This is a genomic window from Lentzea waywayandensis, from assembly GCF_900115955.1.
Taxonomy (GTDB): Bacteria; Actinomycetota; Actinomycetes; order Mycobacteriales; family Pseudonocardiaceae; genus Lentzea; species Lentzea waywayandensis.
Genome location: NZ_FOYL01000004.1, coordinates 518,520 through 534,711 on the forward strand (window position 1 = coordinate 518,520; position 16,192 = coordinate 534,711).

The 16,192-nt window shown below is 68.0% G+C and carries 17 protein-coding genes; 9 read left to right on the forward strand and 8 right to left on the reverse strand.

The window, feature by feature from the left end; genetic code table 11:
• Positions 1 to 20: 20 nt before the first annotated feature.
• The 5 genes from BM417_RS18210 to dnaA all read right to left on the reverse strand — a co-directional run bounded on the left by BM417_RS18210 (position 21) and on the right by dnaA (position 6,228).
• A complete protein-coding gene (locus BM417_RS18210) occupies positions 21 to 554 on the reverse strand; it encodes a DciA family protein (RefSeq protein WP_093595084.1) in 534 nt (177 codons plus the stop codon).
• 118 nt (positions 555 to 672) lie between these two features.
• On the reverse strand, positions 673 to 1,779 hold the full coding sequence (gene recF, locus BM417_RS18215) for a DNA replication/repair protein RecF (RefSeq protein ID WP_093595087.1): 1,107 nt from the start codon (positions 1,777 to 1,779) through the stop codon (positions 673 to 675).
• 5 nt (positions 1,780 to 1,784) lie between these two features.
• On the reverse strand, positions 1,785 to 2,666 hold the full coding sequence (gene gnd, locus BM417_RS18220) for a phosphogluconate dehydrogenase (NAD(+)-dependent, decarboxylating) (RefSeq protein WP_281251332.1): 882 nt from the start codon (positions 2,664 to 2,666) through the stop codon (positions 1,785 to 1,787).
• Between the two features lie 43 nt (positions 2,667 to 2,709).
• Positions 2,710 to 3,834: a DNA polymerase III subunit beta gene (gene dnaN / locus BM417_RS18225; RefSeq protein ID WP_093595093.1), complete on the reverse strand. Its 1,125-nt coding sequence runs from the start codon at positions 3,832 to 3,834 to the stop codon at positions 2,710 to 2,712.
• An 807-nt stretch (positions 3,835 to 4,641) separates the two neighbouring features.
• Complete coding sequence (gene dnaA, locus BM417_RS18230) at positions 4,642 to 6,228, reverse strand: chromosomal replication initiator protein DnaA (protein WP_093595096.1); 1,587 nt, start codon at positions 6,226 to 6,228, stop codon at positions 4,642 to 4,644.
• 348 nt (positions 6,229 to 6,576) lie between these two features.
• Between dnaA and rpmH the strand changes: the two genes are divergently transcribed.
• The 5 genes from rpmH to BM417_RS18255 are packed head-to-tail and all read left to right on the forward strand — an operon-like array spanning position 6,577 to position 8,978.
• Complete coding sequence (rpmH, locus tag BM417_RS18235; protein WP_030465619.1) at positions 6,577 to 6,720, forward strand: 50S ribosomal protein L34; 144 nt, start codon at positions 6,577 to 6,579, stop codon at positions 6,718 to 6,720.
• A gap of 26 nt (positions 6,721 to 6,746) precedes the next feature.
• Positions 6,747 to 7,088, forward strand: a complete 342-nt coding sequence (gene rnpA, locus BM417_RS18240; RefSeq protein WP_093595099.1) for a ribonuclease P protein component — start codon at positions 6,747 to 6,749, stop codon at positions 7,086 to 7,088.
• Positions 7,085 to 7,342 carry a membrane protein insertion efficiency factor YidD gene (gene yidD, locus BM417_RS18245; protein WP_030465621.1) on the forward strand — a complete coding sequence of 86 codons (258 nt, stop codon included), beginning with the start codon at positions 7,085 to 7,087 and terminating at the stop codon, positions 7,340 to 7,342. The genes rnpA and yidD overlap by 4 nt, the downstream gene beginning before the upstream one ends.
• A gap of 4 nt (positions 7,343 to 7,346) precedes the next feature.
• On the forward strand, positions 7,347 to 8,384 hold the full coding sequence (gene yidC / locus BM417_RS18250) for a membrane protein insertase YidC (protein ID WP_093595102.1): 1,038 nt from the start codon (positions 7,347 to 7,349) through the stop codon (positions 8,382 to 8,384).
• Between the two features lie 30 nt (positions 8,385 to 8,414).
• Entirely contained in the window at positions 8,415 to 8,978 is a 564-nt protein-coding gene (locus BM417_RS18255) for a Jag family protein (RefSeq protein ID WP_093595105.1), read from the forward strand.
• Between the two features lie 829 nt (positions 8,979 to 9,807).
• On the opposite strand, the gene BM417_RS18260 is transcribed toward BM417_RS18255, so the two are convergent.
• A complete protein-coding gene (locus BM417_RS18260) occupies positions 9,808 to 10,290 on the reverse strand; it encodes a protein-tyrosine phosphatase family protein (protein WP_218164498.1) in 483 nt (160 codons plus the stop codon).
• Between the two features lie 164 nt (positions 10,291 to 10,454).
• Between BM417_RS18260 and rsmG the strand changes: the two genes are divergently transcribed.
• The 3 genes from rsmG to BM417_RS18275 all read left to right on the forward strand — a co-directional run bounded on the left by rsmG (position 10,455) and on the right by BM417_RS18275 (position 13,029).
• Entirely contained in the window at positions 10,455 to 11,102 is a 648-nt protein-coding gene (gene rsmG, locus BM417_RS18265; RefSeq protein ID WP_093596184.1) for a 16S rRNA (guanine(527)-N(7))-methyltransferase RsmG, read from the forward strand.
• 95 nt (positions 11,103 to 11,197) lie between these two features.
• On the forward strand, positions 11,198 to 12,073 hold the full coding sequence (locus tag BM417_RS18270) for a ParA family protein (protein ID WP_093596187.1): 876 nt from the start codon (positions 11,198 to 11,200) through the stop codon (positions 12,071 to 12,073).
• Positions 12,070 to 13,029: a ParB/RepB/Spo0J family partition protein gene (locus tag BM417_RS18275; RefSeq protein ID WP_093595108.1), complete on the forward strand. Its 960-nt coding sequence runs from the start codon at positions 12,070 to 12,072 to the stop codon at positions 13,027 to 13,029. Before BM417_RS18270 ends, BM417_RS18275 begins: the two co-directional genes overlap by 4 nt.
• 112 nt (positions 13,030 to 13,141) lie before the next feature.
• Here the strand turns inward: BM417_RS18275 and BM417_RS18280 are convergent, their stop codons facing one another.
• Positions 13,142 to 14,086, reverse strand: coding sequence for a D-alanine--D-alanine ligase family protein (locus BM417_RS18280; RefSeq protein WP_093595111.1), 945 nt, complete (start codon positions 14,084 to 14,086; stop codon positions 13,142 to 13,144).
• 20 nt (positions 14,087 to 14,106) lie between these two features.
• Entirely contained in the window at positions 14,107 to 15,423 is a 1,317-nt protein-coding gene (locus BM417_RS18285; protein ID WP_093595115.1) for an aminotransferase-like domain-containing protein, read from the reverse strand.
• A 134-nt stretch (positions 15,424 to 15,557) separates the two neighbouring features.
• On the opposite strand from BM417_RS18285, the gene BM417_RS18290 reads away from it, so the two are divergent.
• A complete protein-coding gene (locus BM417_RS18290) occupies positions 15,558 to 16,190 on the forward strand; it encodes a GNAT family N-acetyltransferase (protein WP_093595118.1) in 633 nt (210 codons plus the stop codon).
• Positions 16,191 to 16,192 lie beyond the last annotated feature (2 nt).

The window sequence follows — 16,192 nt, forward strand, 5'->3', positions numbered from 1 at the left end:
GCTGAGCCCTTGACAGGACCTCACCCGTAGGTGTCACGCGGACCGCGCCCAGGCGCGTGCCTGGGGCCGTGTCGCCAGCTGGGCGCGTCCGGTCCCTTGATCTTGAGTCGTTTGACGACGCCGTTGCCGACACCCGCGGCGATCTTCTTGATCAGCTCGCGCTGCAGAAGGCGCAGCTGAGTGGCCCACGCCGTCGACGACGCCTGGACCGTCAGTTCCCCGTCACTGAGCGCGATCGGTTTCGCGTGCTCGGCGACGTCCTCGCCCACCAATTTTGCCCAACGACCGAAGACCTGGCCACCCTGGAGTTGCTCGACCCAGCCGCGGTCCGCCGCGATCCTGGACGCGATCCGCCCGAGCGGCTGGGGGTCGCGGTCGTCCGGTCCCGCACCCGACCAGCGACGCCGGCGGCGGTTGACCGGACGGCCCTTCGACTTGCTCCCCGGCACCCGCCCGCGGGCCTTCGCGCTCGCTTTCGCCGCCTCCAGGGCTGCCCTCGCGAGGTCAGACCCCTTCAGTGACTCACCCTCAGGTGTGAATGAACCTGTGGACAAGTTCGGATTTGTGACGGAGTTATCCACACCATCCACAGACTTGTCCCCAGATGTGTGGGGGGACACACCCGATCGAGCTACATGTGGGGGCTTTGAACCCCCTGAGTCAGCCTCCGACTCAGACACGTCGCACCTCCCCGCCATGGACCTCGAACCGGGCCCCGGTGAGCTCGTCCGGAACGTCCTCCGCCACCGCCGCGGTGATCAGCACCTGCTCGGCGGCGGCCGCCACCTTGGCCAGTTGCCGACGCCGGCCGCGGTCGAGCTCCGCGAAGACATCGTCCAGCACGAGCACCGGTTCGATGCCGTCGACACGCATCAGTTCGTACCCGCCGAGCCTCAGCGCGAGCGCGAACGACCATGACTCTCCGTGACTGGCGTACCCCTTCGCGGGGAGCTCGCCGAGCGTCAGGTCCAGGTCGTCCCGGTGGGGACCGACGAGACAGACGCCGCGTTCGATCTCCTGCCGCCGCACCCGGTCGAGCTCGGCCAGCAGCAGATCCTCGATGCTCTCCCTGTCCTCCGGGATCTCACCGACGCTCGACCGGTACGAGATGAGCGCCGGGCGTGACTCCGGAGCGACCTCCGCGTACGCCGAGGTCACGTGGTCCTTCATGTCGCGGACCAGTTTCAACCGCGCGGCCAGCAGCTCCGCGCCGTGCTTGGCGAGGTGCCCGTCCCAGACGTCGAGCGTCGAGAGGTCCGCCGATCGAGAGTGCTTCACCGTCTTCAACAACGCGCTGCGCTGCTTGAGGACGCGGTCGTAGTCGCTGCGAACGCCGGCGTACCGGGGCGCACGCAACACCAGCATCTCGTCGAGGAACCGCCGCCGGTCGCTCGGATCGCCCCGCACAAGAGAGAGGTCCTCCGGTGCGAACAACACGGTCCGCAGAATCCCGAGCACATCGCGCGGACGCGGTACCGGACCCCGGTTGATCCGCGCCCGGTTCGACTTGCCGGCCGTGATCTCCAGTTCGACGAGCAGCTCGCGGTCCTCGTTGACCACGGCTGTTCGCACGACGGCGCGCTGGGCGCCGTGCCGGATCAGCGGTGCGTCGCTGGAAACGCGATGCGAACCCAGCGTCGCCACGTAGCCGATCGCCTCGACCAGGTTCGTCTTGCCCTGGCCGTTGCGCCCGACGAGCACCGACGCGCCGGGCTCGAGCTCCAGGTCGGCGAGCTCCCAGGAACGGAAGTCGCTGACCTGGAGGTGTCTGACGTGCACCTACCTCATGCCTTCTGGACCGAGTGGCCGCCGAACTGGTTGCGCAGCGCGGCGACGGCGCGCATCGCCGGCGAGTCCTCCTGCCGCGACTGGAACCGCGCGAAGAGCGCGGCGGAGATCACCGGGAGCGGCACCGCGTTGTTGATGCCCTCCTCGACGGTCCACCGGCCCTCGCCCGAGTCCTCGACGTAACCGCGCAGGTCGTCGAGCTCGGGGTCGGACTCCAACGCGCGCACGAGCAGGTCGAGAAGCCACGACCGCACAACGGTTCCGCGCTGCCACGCCGTGATGACCGCGCCCACGTTGTCGACGACATCGGTCTTGTCGAGCAGTTCGAAGCCCTCGGCGTACGCCTGCATCAGGCCGTACTCGATGCCGTTGTGCACCATCTTCGAGTAGTGGCCGGCGCCGACCTTGCCCGCGTGCGCGAAGCCTTCCTCGCGCGGACCCTCCGGACGCAGCGCGTCGAAGATCGGCTGCGCCTGCTCGACGTGCTTCGCGTCGCCGCCGACCATCAGCGCGTAGCCGTTGTCGAGGCCCCACACACCCCCGGAGACACCGCAGTCGAGGTAGCCGATCTCCTTCTCCGCCAACAGGTCCGCGTGGATCCGGTCGTCGGTGAACTTGGAGTTGCCGCCGTCGACCACGAGGTCGCCGGGCGCCAGCAGCTCGGACAGCTCCTTCACCGTGTTACGGGTGATCTCGCCGGCGGGCACCATGACCCACACGACGCGCGGCGCTTCGAGCTTGGACACCATGTCCGCCAACGACTCCGAGTCGCTGACCTCCGGGTTGCGGTCGTAGCCGATCACCTCGTGACCGGCCCGGCGCACCCGCTCGCGCATGTTGAAACCCATCTTGCCGAGGCCGACGAGTCCGAGCTGCACGGTGTTCTCCCCTACGTTCTTCTGGTACCCGGTAAGGGTTTTCTCAGCCGGGAAGGCGAACGGGCATGAGCAGGTACAGGTAGCCCGGCGCCACGTTCCCATCCTCGTCCACCGGCTTCAGCAATGCCGGGCGACTGGGTGTGGTGAAGGACAAGTGGACTTTCTGCGTGCGGACGGCTCCGAGTCCGTCGAGCAGGTAGCCCGGGTTGAACGCGATGGTGACCGCGTCGCCGGTGTACTCGACCGGAAGTTCTTCCTCGGCCGAACCTTCGTCGTCGCCACCGGCGGACAGACGCAGACCGCCGTCCACGAACTCGAGGCGCACCTGCGTACCGCGCTCGGCGACGAGCGACACGCGCTTGATCGCCTGCTGGAGCGCGTCGATGTCGATGATCGCCGCGGCCGAGTGCTCGGAGGGCAGCAGCTGGCGGTACTTCGGGAAGTCCGCGTCGAGCAGGCGGGTGGTCGTCCGCTTGCCGGAACCGGAGAGACCGAGCAGCCCGTCGTTGGCCGCGAGCGACATCTCGACCTTGCCGCCGGACGAGCCGAGCGTCTTGGCCGCGTCACCGAGGGTGCGGGCCGGGACGAGGACGGCGACCTCGCCGAGGGACGCGTCCGGCTCCCACGGGAACTCGCGCATCGCCAGCCGGAACCGGTCGGTGGCGACGAGGGTCAGCTTGCCCTCACCGATCTCGACGCGGACGCCGGTCAGCATCGGCAGCGTGTCGTCCTTGCCGGCCGCGACGGCGACCTGGCTCACGGCCTCACCGAAGATCTCGCCGGGGAGCTCACCGATCAACTGCGGCATCGACGGCAGGGCCGGGTAGTCCTCGACCGGCATCGTCGGGAGGCTGAACCTGGCGCTGCCACAGCTGATCATCATCCGAGAGCCGTCGACCGCGATCTCGACGGGGTGGTTCGGCAGCGCCTTGGTGATGTCGGCGAGAAGACGCCCGGAGACCAGAGCACGGCCACCGTCGGCGATCGTCGCGGGAACGCCGACCTGAGCCGAGACCTCGTAGTCGAACCCGGAGACCGTCAGCGAGTCGTCCGACTCCGCGTCGAGCAGCACGCCGCCCAGCACGGGGACCGGTGGACGGGACGGAAGGCTGCGAGCGACCCAGGCGACTGCGTCGGCCAGGCCGTCGCGTTCGACGCGGATCTTCATGAGGCGTCCTTTCCTCGACAGTCGACAAGCCCAACCACGACAACGTGCCAGTGGGGGTTAGGGAGCCTCGACCTCGGCTGACCGAGGTGCGGAGCAACAACGTTAGAGCGTCCTGGCCCTTCCCGTCACTTCGGGGTTCGGGCACCGATCCCTGGGAACCATCCACCGCTGTTTTGCTTTTGAGTTCTCTCTAGAGAGATCAAACAGCAGTAACAGTAAGGGTTGTGGATTGTGGGGACAGCCGTTAAACCTGCAGGTCAAGGTGTCACCCACCATGTGGACTAAGGGGGGATGGCACCCGGGGACAGATCGGCGCACCCGGGGACAGCCAGTTGTGCACAGCTCTCGATCCACAGATCGTCCACAGTTGTCCCCGGGTGCGTCCCCGGGTGCGGGCCAGTTGTACCCGGGTGTTCAACAGGCTTCTGTGGCCAGATCGTGGCCGGGGCCACAGACTTTTCCAGTTGTCCCCACCCCTTCGAGTGCCGGGGGCGAACAGAAAGCCTCGGCGGGCGGCCGATCGAGCCTCGTCTACCCGGGTACGTGTGCGGCGCGTGGTGGTGGTTGGAGCCGTACGCACTGATGCAGTCCCATCACTGCGCCGAAGTCGTCCCCGGGTGTTGGCCGTCGAGCGGCAGCCGCGTACCCGGGTGCTCGATGCCGGGCCGCGGATCCGTCCCCGGGTGTCCGCCGACGGGTCGCTCGGTCGCGTCGAGAGCGTTCGCCCGCACTCGTCCGCCGTCCCCGGGTGCGCGCGAAAAAGGGGCCCTCCGCGGTGGAGGACCCCTTCGTGGCTACCCGGGTGGATCAGGGAGTGTGGCGAGCGCGCTGCTTGATCCGGGACGTGAGTTCCTGGACCTGGTCGTAGATCCGCCGGCGCTCGGCCATCTCCTTGCGGATCTTCTTGTCCGCGTGCATGACCGTCGTGTGGTCGCGGCCGCCGAACGTCTGACCGATCTTCGGCAGCGACAGGTCCGTCAGTTCGCGGCACAGGTACATGGAGATCTGCCGTGCCTGCGCGAGCGCCTTCGTCTTGCCGGGGCCGCACAGGTCGTCGATCGACACCCCGAAGAACTCGGCGGTGACCGCCATGATCATCGGTGCGGTGATCTCCGGCGCGTGCGAGTCGGGGATCAGGTCGCGCAGCACGATCTCGGCCAGCTGGACGTCGACCGGCTGGCGGTTGAGCGACGCGAACGCCGTGACGCGGATGAGCGCGCCTTCGAGCTCGCGGATGTTGCGTTCTATGCGGGCGGCGATGAACTCCAGCACCTCGGCCGGGGCCGCGAGCCGGTCCTGGGCCGCCTTCTTGCGCAGGATCGCGATCCGGGTCTCCAGCTCGGGCGGCTGGATGTCCGTGATCAGGCCCCACTCGAACCGCGTGCGCAGGCGGTCTTCCAGCGTCTCCAGCCGCTTGGGCGGCCGGTCGCTCGACACCACGATCTGCTTGTTCGTGTTGTGGAGCGTGTTGAACGTGTGGAAGAACTCCTCCTGCGTACCTTCCTTGCCCTCCAGGAACTGGATGTCGTCGACGAGAAGAACGTCGATGTCCCGGTAGCGGCGCTGGAAGGCGACCTTGCGGTCGTCACGCAGCGAGTTGATGAAGTCGTTGGTGAACTCCTCGGTCGACACGTACCGCACGCGCATGCCGGGGAACAGGCGCTGGGCGTAGTGCCCGACGGCGTGCAGCAGGTGCGTCTTGCCGAGGCCGCTCTCGCCCCAGATGAAGAGCGGGTTGTACGCACGGGCCGGAGCCTCGGCCACCGCGACGGCCGCGGCGTGCGCGAACCGGTTCGAGGCGCCGATGACGAACGTGTCGAAGTTGTACTTCTCGTTCAGCCGCGTCTGCGACGGCGACGGGTTCGCGGGCCGGGTGTACGGGAGGTTCCCGTTCGGCGTCGCGCCGCCCGCCGCGCTGGCGGTGTTGAAGGTGGGCCAGATCTCGGTGACGGCGGCGAGCGCGTCGCCGGCCTCGTCGACCTCTTCTTCGGCACCGTCGGCGGTGGTCGCCTCGTCCGCGAGGCCGGGCGTGTCGCTGTTCGGAATGCCAGGGATCCCCGGCATCGGCGCCACCTGCTGCATCGCCTGGACCGGGATCGGCGTGGTCGGCGGGCTCACGGGATTGACCGGTTCCGGCGAGTCGACCTTCACCGCGAGCGAGACCGTGCGGCCCAGCCTGCGGGAGAGCGCCGCGGTGATCGGGTCGCGCAGTGCGCGTTCGATCGCCTCTTTCGCGAAGTCGCTGGGGGCCGCGAGCAGTGCCGTTCCATCCAGCAAACCGATCGGACGGGTGACCCTCATCCACGCGCGCTGCTGAGGGGACAGGTGGCTCGTCGCCAGTTCCTGCACCACCTCGGCCCATACGAGACCAAGATCGACCTGCTGGTTCGACACTCCGCGCTCCCCTCCCCTCCACCGGAGCCCAAGACTCCACATGTGGACACGGAGGATAGAGGTATCCACAGAGTTATCCACAACTGTGCACTAAAAGGTGCGTTGTGATGCCGGTCTGGTGGCGGCTCCCACGCCAACCCCGGCACGCGCGAAGGACGAACGGTAACAAGGCCCGGCACGCCTCACAAGACGTGGCCTCGGCCACCCCGATTTGGTTGCCGCACCCGGGCATGCGTACCCTCGTACGAGTCTCCCGCTTGCGACGGGCGCCTTTCGCGCGCCTACGTCCACTGTTGTCGGGGACAACCACACAGGCTTTGTCAGCAGTGAAGCACCGGGAGACCGACCGTGAGCAAGGGTAAGCGCACCTTCCAGCCCAACAACCGCCGCCGCGCGAAGACGCACGGCTTCCGGCTGCGCATGCGGACCCGCGCCGGCCGCGCCATTCTGGCCGCGCGCCGTAGCAAGGGCCGTGCCACTCTGTCCGCCTGACCGCGGCTGGTAAGCGCAGCGTCGTCGTGCTCCCACCGGCCGCCCGGCTCACCCGCAGCCAGGACTTCGGCCTGGTGGTCCGCCGAGGCCGCCGCGCCGGACGGCCCCGGTTGGTCGTCCACGTCTTGAAGCCCGACGTGCCCACCTTGGATTCGTCCAAGGTGGGCTTCGTCGTGAGCAAGGCAGTTGGCAACTCGGTGGTCCGCCACCGTGTCTATCGACGTCTGCGTCACGTCGTGCGCCCGGCACTGGATGAACTGCCGCCGGGAACTCTCGTCGTGGTGCGCGCGTTGGCTCCAGCAGCCGAAGCGTCGAGCTCGGAGCTCGCCGCTGACTTCACTTCCGCCCTGCGCAAGGTGCTGCGATGACCACGTTGCCCGCGAAGGTCGCGCTGCTGCCGGTGCACTTCTACCGGCGGTTCATCTCACCGCTGCTGCCGCCGACCTGTCGCTTCTACCCGAGTTGCAGCGCGTACGCGGTGGAGGCGTTGACCGTCCACGGTGCGCTGCGAGGAACCTGGCTGACCATCCGCCGGTTGCTGCGCTGCGGACCCTGGCACCCTGGAGGCCTGGACCCCGTTCCGCCGAGGCGGCAGGTCCCCGACGTATCCACCGAGGAGTAGCTCCGTGCTCAACTTCATCTACTACCCGGTGTCCTTCATCTTGTGGTGTTGGCACTGGGTGTTCGGCAAAGTCTTCGGTGAGTCGAGCGGCTTCGCCTGGGCCCTGGCCGTCATCTTCCTGGTCTTCACCCTCCGCGCCATCCTCTTCAAGCCGTTCGTCGGCCAGGTGCGCTCCATGCGAAAGATGCAGGAGTTCGCGCCGGAGATGCAGAAGATCAAGAAGAAGTTCCCGAACGACCGCCAGCGCCAGGCGCAGGAGATGCAGAAGCTCCAGTCCGAGCACGGCGTCAACCCGCTCGGTGGTTGCCTGCCGATGCTGGTGCAGATCCCGGTGTTCATCGGTCTGTTCCACGTGCTGCGTTCGTTCAAGCCCGGCTGGGGCGAGGTCTACTTCTTCGACAAGCAGGGCGTCGACTCGTTCGTCAACGCCAAGCTCTTCGGCACGAACCTCTCGACGTTCATCACGATGCCCAGCGACCAGCTGGCCCAGTACGGCACGGAGCGCCTGAACGTCATCCTGCTGTCGGTGCCGCTGATGATCGTGGCGTCCATCGCGACCCACTTCACGGCCCGCCACTCGGTCGCGCGCCAGAACCAGTCCGCACTGGACAACCCGCAGACCGCCATCATGAACAAGCTGACGCTCTGGATCTTCCCCCTGGGCGTCCTCGCCGGCGGCTTCTTCTTCCCGGTCGCGATCCTGCTGTACTGGCTGTCCAACAACGCGTGGACCCTCGGCCAGCAGCACTTCGTGTACAAGCGCATCGACTCCGAGGAAGAGGAGAAGAAGGCGACGGTCGTCGAGACCCGCCAGGCCCTCGCCCCGAAGCCGGGCGCGAAGCCGGTGAACCCGAAGAAGCCCGCACCGGGAGCCAAGCCGGCCAACGGCGCCAAGCGCATGCCGACCGCGGGCCCGAGCGGCGCATCCAAGGCCGCGTCGCCTTCGCCGGAGGCCACCAACGGCAACTCCAACACCGAGATCCCCGGCCTGACCCCAGGCCGATCCACCAGCAAGAAGCCGGGCAGCAAGAAGCGCCGCTGATTTCGGGCGTTGCCCCGGAGAGGAGACATCGTGTCGGAGACCTTGCAGGCGACCGACGACGTGGAGGCGTCGTCTGACGCCTCGGCCGAGTCCGAGGTTGCGGCCGAGCCGCAGTCGCAGAGCAAGACCGAAGACCTGCTCGTCCAGGAAGGCGACATCGCAGGTGACTACCTCGAGCGCCTGCTCGACCTGCTCGACTACGACGGTGACATCGACCTGGACGTGGAGAGCGGCCGGGCCATCGTCAGCATCGACGGAGGCGAAGACCTCGCCAAGCTGGTGGGCCCCCGAGGCAACGTCCTCGAGTCGCTCCAGGAACTCACCCGCCTCGCCGTGCAGCAGGAAACGGGAGTCCGCTCCCGCCTGATGCTCGACATCGCCCAGTGGCGAGCAGGCCGCCGTGCCGAACTGGCCGAGATGGGCCGCACCACCGCGGAGAAGGTGGCCGCCTCAGGTGAGCGCGCCCGCCTGCACCCGATGACCCCGTTCGAGCGCAAGGTCGTCCACGACGCCGTTGCCTCGGTCGCGGGCGTGCACAGCGAGAGCGAGGGTGAGGAGCCGCAGCGGCGGGTCATCATCTTCCCCAAGCCCTGACGGCTTCGCTTTCACTCACGGCCCCTGGTTCCCGCCGGAACCAGGGGCCGTTTGCTGTCCCAGGCGAGACGAGCACGGACGGAGCGCCGCAGGCGAAGAGCTCGCCTCGGGCAGGACGGGCAGCGGCCACCACAGGAACGGCTCGAGAACCCGCTGACATCGAAGCGCAGTGATGGCGCGCGGCATCCGTTGGCGACATGTCGACACGACGCGATGACGCCAAGGATGAGTCCCGCTCCCCCGCGCGGTCAGGGCAACGGCGAAGCCGAGCCTCCCCTACCGCCAACCGCAACGGCGAAGCCGAGCCGTCCCTCCACACTCGACGGGCAACGGCGAAGCCAAGCCACCCTGCCGGCAACCGCAATGGCGAAGCCGAGCCGTGTGAACCAAGGCCTGCCGGTCAAGCGGTGATGACGCAACCACCCCGGCGATTGGGGCTTTACCTTGAGTGGGCGGGATGCTCCCCTCATGGGCACGGCCGGGCGCTTTTCAGCCCGGCCTTTTCCGGCCGTCCAGCATCCCGCCAGAGGCTCAAGGTCAAGCCCCAATCGCTATCGACGCGAAGCGGCGATGACCGGCACCGGCTCGGTACTGCCTGCCCGGCCACCCTCGCAAGGTGACTGTCCGCCCGGCAGGTGACCGCTCCGCTGGAACGTGACAAGCCAACGCAAGCCGACCCGCACGCAAGCCGACCGACCCGCACGCAAGCCGACCGACCCGCACGCAAGCCGACCGACCCGCACGCACGCCGACCGACCCGCACGCACGCCGACCCGCACGCACGCCAACCGCCCCCGAGCCAAGCCGACTGTTCCACGTGAAACCCCGACTACTCCCGAGCCGCCCACCAAGCACCCAGCCACTCCCGCTGCGCCGCCGTGTCCGGCACCGGAAACCCCCGAGCCTCGGCGATCAGCCTCCACGCCGACTCAGGCTCCACCCCATCCATCCCCAGCAACAACCCAGCCAACAACGACGACCGCCCGATCCCGGCCCAGCAGTGGAACACCACATGCGCCCCACTCAAATACAGCGAGTGCAGCGGCCGGACAACAGCGCCAGCCGACGCCACGTCCGGCACCGAGCGGTCCTCGATCGGGAAGCACACGTACCGCAGCCCGGCGGCCACCACCACCCGCTCCTCGTCCACCAGATCGCACTCGGCCCGCTCGGAGTCGGTCTGGGCGGACACGAGCACGTCCACCCCAAGCCGACGCAGCTCGCGAATCTTGCCCTCCAAATAAACGCCGCCGGCCGGGTGACCCATCGTGGAAACGGCGCCGGGACCCGGCCGAGCGACGGTGTAGAGCATCGGACGCAACTTTCCCCCAAGTTTCACGTGAAACGGCGCTCAGGATTTGGCAGAGCGCACGGTCGATCCGTCATGATGGTGCCCTGGCATTCGCCAGCTTTTCCACCGGCCGCCGGAACGTCGCCGCCGCGTGGTTTCACGTGAAACGCTCACGGACGGAGAACATGGCCGGGGAGTTGCCCGACAACGCGAAGCTCGTCTTCGGTGAGCACGTTGAGCGTGCCGCCGAGTTCGTCAGGCTCCTGGAGGAGCACGGCGTGGAGCGCGGACTTATCGGTCCTCGTGAAGTCGAGAAGATTTGGGATCGGCACGTGCTCAACTCGGCAGTGATCGAGGAGCTGTTCGAACCCAACGAACGTGTCGTCGACGTGGGCTCAGGCGCCGGGCTGCCGGGGGTGCCGCTCGCCATTGCGCGGCCCGACCTGAGGATCACGCTTCTTGAGCCGATGGCTCGCCGCATCGCGTGGCTGGAGGAAGTGAAGGAACGGCTCCAGCTCGACAACGTGACGGTCCTCCGCGGGCGTGCGGAGGAAGGACCGATTCGCAAGCAGTTGTTGAACTGCGATGCCGCCACCGCGAGGGCGGTGGCTCCGCTGGAGAAGCTGACGAAGTGGTGCCTCCCGCTCCTCAGGGGCGGCGGACGGATGGTCGCGCTCAAGGGCGAGCGTGCGCAGGAGGAGTTGGAACGCGACGGCGCGGCGGTGCTCAAAGCTGGGGGCGCCAACGCCAAGGTCGTCGTCGTGGGAGCGGACGTACTTGAGGTGCCTACGACGGTGCTCATCGTGGAGCGCCAGACGCGGAGGGATCGGTGAGCGTGTATCCGGAGTTCCAGGCCGCCGATGTTCCACGTGAAACGAAGCCCTCCAAACCCAAAGCCAAGCCGACCAACAACGGAGATGACAGCGCCGTGGTGTGGACCCCGATTGCAGAAGAGGCGGCTCGTGCGGCAAGCGTGCTGCACCCCGACGAGTCCCTGCTCCCCCGCCCGACCCATCGCCGGGTGATGACCGTCGCCAACCAGAAGGGTGGCGTCGGCAAGACGACGAGCACGGTGAACCTCGCCGCGGCTCTCGCCATTCACGGGCTCAAGACGCTCGTGATCGACCTCGACCCGCAGGGCAACGCCAGCACGGCGCTCTCGGTCGAGCACCGCAGCGGCACGCCGTCCGTCTACGAGGTGTTGATCGGCGAGATCTCCATCGCCGAGGCGGCTCAGGTCAGCCCGACGTCGCCGAACCTCTTCTGCGTGCCCGCGACGATCGACCTCGCCGGCGCCGAGATCGAGCTCGTCTCGATGGTGGCCCGCGAGTCGCGGCTCAAGGAGGCGCTCTCCCCCGAGGCACTCGACGCGTTGCAGCCCGACTACGTCTTCATCGACTGCCCGCCGAGCCTCGGCCTGCTGACCGTCAACGCGATGGTCGCGGCCCAGGAAGTCCTCATCCCGATCCAGTGCGAGTACTACGCGCTGGAGGGGCTGAGCCAGCTGCTGCGCAACATCGAGCTCGTGCAGCAGCACCTCAACCCCGACCTGTCGATCTCCACGATCCTCCTCACGATGTACGACGGCCGCACGAAGCTCGCGGACCAGGTGACCAGTGAGGTGCGTGGCCACTTCGGCGACGTCGCCCTCAAGACCGTGATTCCGCGCAGCGTGAAGGTCTCCGAGGCACCAGGATTCGGGCAGACGGTGTTGACGTACGACCCGGGCTCGCGCGGTTCGATGAGCTACCTCGACGCCGCCAAGGAGATCGCGATCCGCGGGGCCAAGAAGGAGGGCGCATGACGGAGCAGCGCAAGGGCGGACTCGGGCGCGGCCTGGCCGCACTCATCCCGCAGGGTCCGCCTGCCGGTGCACCCAGCACCATCCGGCCCGCCGTGGCCGGTAACGGGGCCAAGGCCCAGCAGCCGATCGGTGAAGTGGCGGGGGCGGTGTACCGCGAGATCGCGGTCACCGCGATCCGGACGAACGCCAAGCAGCCGCGCCAGGTGTTCGACCAGGATGCGATCGACGAGCTCTCGTTCTCCATCAAGGAGTTCGGGCTCATGCAGCCGATCGTGGTCCGCGAGCTCACCGCGGACACCTTCGAGCTCGTCATGGGCGAGCGCCGGTGGCGGGCCACGCAGCAGGCCGGGCTCAAGACGATCCCGGCCATCGTGCGGCAGACCGCCGACGACGTCATGCTGCGCGACGCGCTGCTGGAGAACATCCACCGCGTCCAGCTCAACCCGCTCGAAGAAGCGTCGGCCTACCAGCAGCTGCTGGAGGAGTTCGGCGTGACGCACGAGGAACTCGCCGACCGCATCGGCCGCAGCCGTCCCGTCGTCACGAACACCATCCGGCTGCTGAAGCTCCCCCTCGCCGTCCAGCGACGGGTCGCGGCGGGCGTGCTGAGCGCCGGGCACGCACGGGCACTTCTCGGTCTGGACGACGCGGGAGCGCAGGAGGACCTCGCGGCACGGATCATCGCCGAGGGCATGTCGGTCCGCGCGACCGAAGAAGCGGTCACGATCGCCAAGAACGAGAAGCCGGCGAAGCCGAAGCAGGCTCCTCGCAAGCAGCTGCACGCGCCCGGTCTCCAGGAGCTCGCCGAGCGCCTCTCGGACAACTTCGACACCCGCGTGAAGGTCGAACTCGGGCAGCGAAAAGGCCGGATCGTGGTCGAATTCGGGTCAGTTGATGATCTTCAAAGGATCATCGGCATGATGAGCCCAGAAACGACAATTCGGACATCGGAGTAGGCCCATAGGATCACCCACGGGCCTTATGTCACGGTGACGATGACGCCCCGCATCCAATCGGATACGGGGCGTCACCTATTTGTCGATCAGTCCGCGCGGACTTTCGGGCCACTCAGCGAGCGACAGCGCGCTCGATCAACCCGGCGTAGATCTCACCCAACGACTGCCCCGCCGCCTCGACCGCCATCGGCAGGAGCGACGTCTCGGTCAGCCCCGGCGACACGTTCACTTCGAGGAAGTAGACGGTCCCGTCCTCGGCCACGATGGCGTCGGTCCGCGACACGTCCCGCAGCCCGAGCAGCCGGTGCGCCGCGACCGCGAGCTCCCCGACCGACTTCGCGGCAGCCGCGTCCAACCGAGCTGGCGCGTGGAAGTCCGTCAGCCCCGCGGTGTACCGGGCGGTGTAGTCGTAGACCCCGGTCTCCGGAACGATCTCGACGGCCGGCAGCGCGTACGGCCCGTCCGGACCGTCGACCACCGCGACCGCCACCTCCACGCCGGAGATGAACTGCTCGGCCAGAACGGTGTCGCCGTACGCCAGGCACCCGACCATCGCCGGCGGCAGTTCGGCGGCGTCCCGGACGACCTGAGCGCCCAGCGCCGACCCGCCCTGGTCCGGCTTCAGCATCAACGGCAGTCCCAGCGTCGAGACCATCGCGTCGAGCACCGGCTTGGCACCCAGTTCCCGGAACGTCGCGTGCGGCAGCACGATCCACTCCGGCGTCGTCAGGCCGGCGCGGGCGAGCTCGGCCTTCGCGGTCGGCTTGTCCCACGCCCTCCGGCACGCCCGCGAGTCGGTGCCCACGTACGGGACACCGAACATCTCGAGGATTGCCTGCACCGAACCGTTCTCGCCCTCACCCCCGTGCAGGGCGACGACGACGGCGTCCGGGCGGTGGTCCCGAAGACGTGTCAGCAGAGACGCGTCGGCGTCCCACTCCTCCACCGTCACGCCCACCGACCGCAGCGCAGCCGACAGGCGGCGGCCGGAGCGGATCGAGACCTCGCGTTCGTGGGAGAGCCCACCGGACAGCACAGCGACCATTCGGTCAGCCACAGCACAACTCCAAAGAAAGATCAGGCGGTGTCAGGCGAGGGGGTCTGCGGGCCGGACAGCTGACGGCCCGGCGTCGCCCCGAAGGTCGCGGCCAGCTGCATCTCGTCCTCGATGACGTTCGCCAGGCGGCGGACGCCCTCACGGATGCGCTCCGGCGTCGGGTAGCAGTACGAGATCCGCAGCTGCCGGGAGCCGAAGCCGTCCGCGTAGAAGCCGGTACCGGACGCGTAGGCCACACGGGCCGTCACGGCGCGGGGCAGCATCGCCTTCGTGTCGATGCCCTCCGGCACCGTCACCCAGACGTAGAAGCCGCCATCCGGAATGTTCCACGTGGAACCTTGCGGCATGTGCTGCTCGAGAGCCGAGATCGCCGCGTCCCGGCGTTCCCGGTACGCCTCTCGGTACGTCTTGATCTGACCCTTCCAGTCCTGCGTCGACAGGTACCGGGACACGATCATCTGGTTCAGGGTCGGCGGGCACAGCGTGGCCGACTCGGCGGCCAGCACCAGCTTCTCGCGCACCGCGTGCGGCGCCAGCACCCAGCCGACCCGCAGGCCGGCCGCGAACGTCTTCGAGAACGACCCGAGGTACACGACGTTGTCCGGGTCCATCGACCGCAGCGCCGGGTACGTCTGGCCGTCGAACCCGAGCAGTCCGTACGGGTTGTCCTCCACGACCAGCACGCCGTAGGTCCGGCAGATCTCCAGGATCTCGGCCCGCCGCGACACCGCCAGCGTCACGCCGGCCGGGTTGTGGAAGTTCGGGATCGTGTAGAGGAACTTGACCCGCTGCCCGGCGCGCTTGCAAGCCTCCAGGGCCTCGCGCAGCAACGACGGCACCAGCCCGTCAGCGTCCATCGCGACGTGCACGACCTGAGCCTGGTACGCCGTGAACGAGCCGAGAGCACCCACGTAGGAGGGGCCCTCCGCGATGACCACGTCACCGGGGTCGCAGAAGATCCGGGTGACCATGTCGAGGCCCATCTGCGAGCCGACGGTCACCACCACGTCGTCCGGGTGGCCGTTGATGCCTTCCAGCGCCATGACGTCGCAGATCTGCTCGCGCAGCAACGGAACACCGTGCGCCGAGCCGTACTGCAGCGCCACCAGACCGTCGGTGGCCACGAGCTGACCGATCTCCGCGGACAGCGACTCCAGAGGCAGTGCGGCCAGGTGCGGCATGCCGCCGGCCAGCGATACGACCTCCGGTCGGGATGCCACTGCGAAGAGTGCCCGGATCTCCGATGCCGTCATCCCTGCCGTGCGCGCTGCGTAGCGGCGGAGGTGGGGGTCAAGGCTTCTGGGGCCCTGCTTCGCGGGCTGTCCGGGCACAGTCATGTGGGACTCCTGTATAGGAAATGTCCCGAGCGAGTGTAACCGTCGTCCCGTTCAGGGCACGCGCCTTCCGGGTTCCGTCACATTCGCCTACCCTCGTATGGGTTCACTGTGTGTGTTAACGGGTGGAGGTTGGGGTGTCCCGTCGCGTCGTGGGCGTCACGCTGGACAACCTGGAGCATCTCTCCAAGCACAGCAGGACGTGCGTTTTCTGGGAACTGGCCCCTCACCTGCGAGAACAGGCTGAGGAATACGGCGACACCGAGTTCGAGAAGGAAGCCTGGGTCTCCAGCGTCCTGCTCGAGTGGGGTTCGTGCGGTCGCATGATCTACTGCGACGGCATCCCCGCTGGTTCGGTCTTCTACGCACCACCGGCCGCCGTTCCGCGCAGCGCCGCCTTCCCCACCTCTCCGGTGAGCCCGGACGCGGTCCTCATGACGTCGCTGGACGTTCTCCCGGAGTTCCGAGGGGGAGGACTCGCGCGCGTGCTCGTGCAGGCCGTGGCGAAGGACCTGACCCGTCGTGGCGTGAAGGCCATCGAGGCGTTCGGCGACATGCGCCCGGACGACGAAGAGTCGAGTTGCGTCACGCCCGCGGAGTTCCTCACGAGCGTCGGTTTCAAGACCGTGCGCCCGCACCCGCGCTGGCCGCGGTTGCGCCTGGAACTGCGCAGCGCCATCACGTGGAAGGAAGACGTCGAGGCAGCTCTCGAACGACTTCTCAACAGCGTCACCGTCTCCACCGCGGAACCGAGCTTCCGCCCGGTCTGAGA

Bases quoted from the DNA above. Each gene is read 5' to 3' on its own strand.
- dnaN (WP_093595093.1), bottom strand. From the start codon at position 3,834: ATGAAGATCCGCGTCGAACGCGACGGCCTGGCCGACGCAGTCGCCTGG.
- yidD (WP_030465621.1), top strand. From the start codon at position 7,085: ATGACCACGTTGCCCGCGAAGGTCGCGCTGCTGCCGGTGCACTTCTAC.
- BM417_RS18260 (WP_218164498.1), bottom strand. From the start codon at position 10,290: ATGCTCTACACCGTCGCTCGGCCGGGTCCCGGCGCCGTTTCCACGATG.
- rsmG (WP_093596184.1), top strand. From the start codon at position 10,455: ATGGCCGGGGAGTTGCCCGACAACGCGAAGCTCGTCTTCGGTGAGCAC.
- BM417_RS18275 (WP_093595108.1), top strand. From the start codon at position 12,070: ATGACGGAGCAGCGCAAGGGCGGACTCGGGCGCGGCCTGGCCGCACTC.
- BM417_RS18285 (WP_093595115.1), bottom strand. From the start codon at position 15,423: ATGACTGTGCCCGGACAGCCCGCGAAGCAGGGCCCCAGAAGCCTTGAC.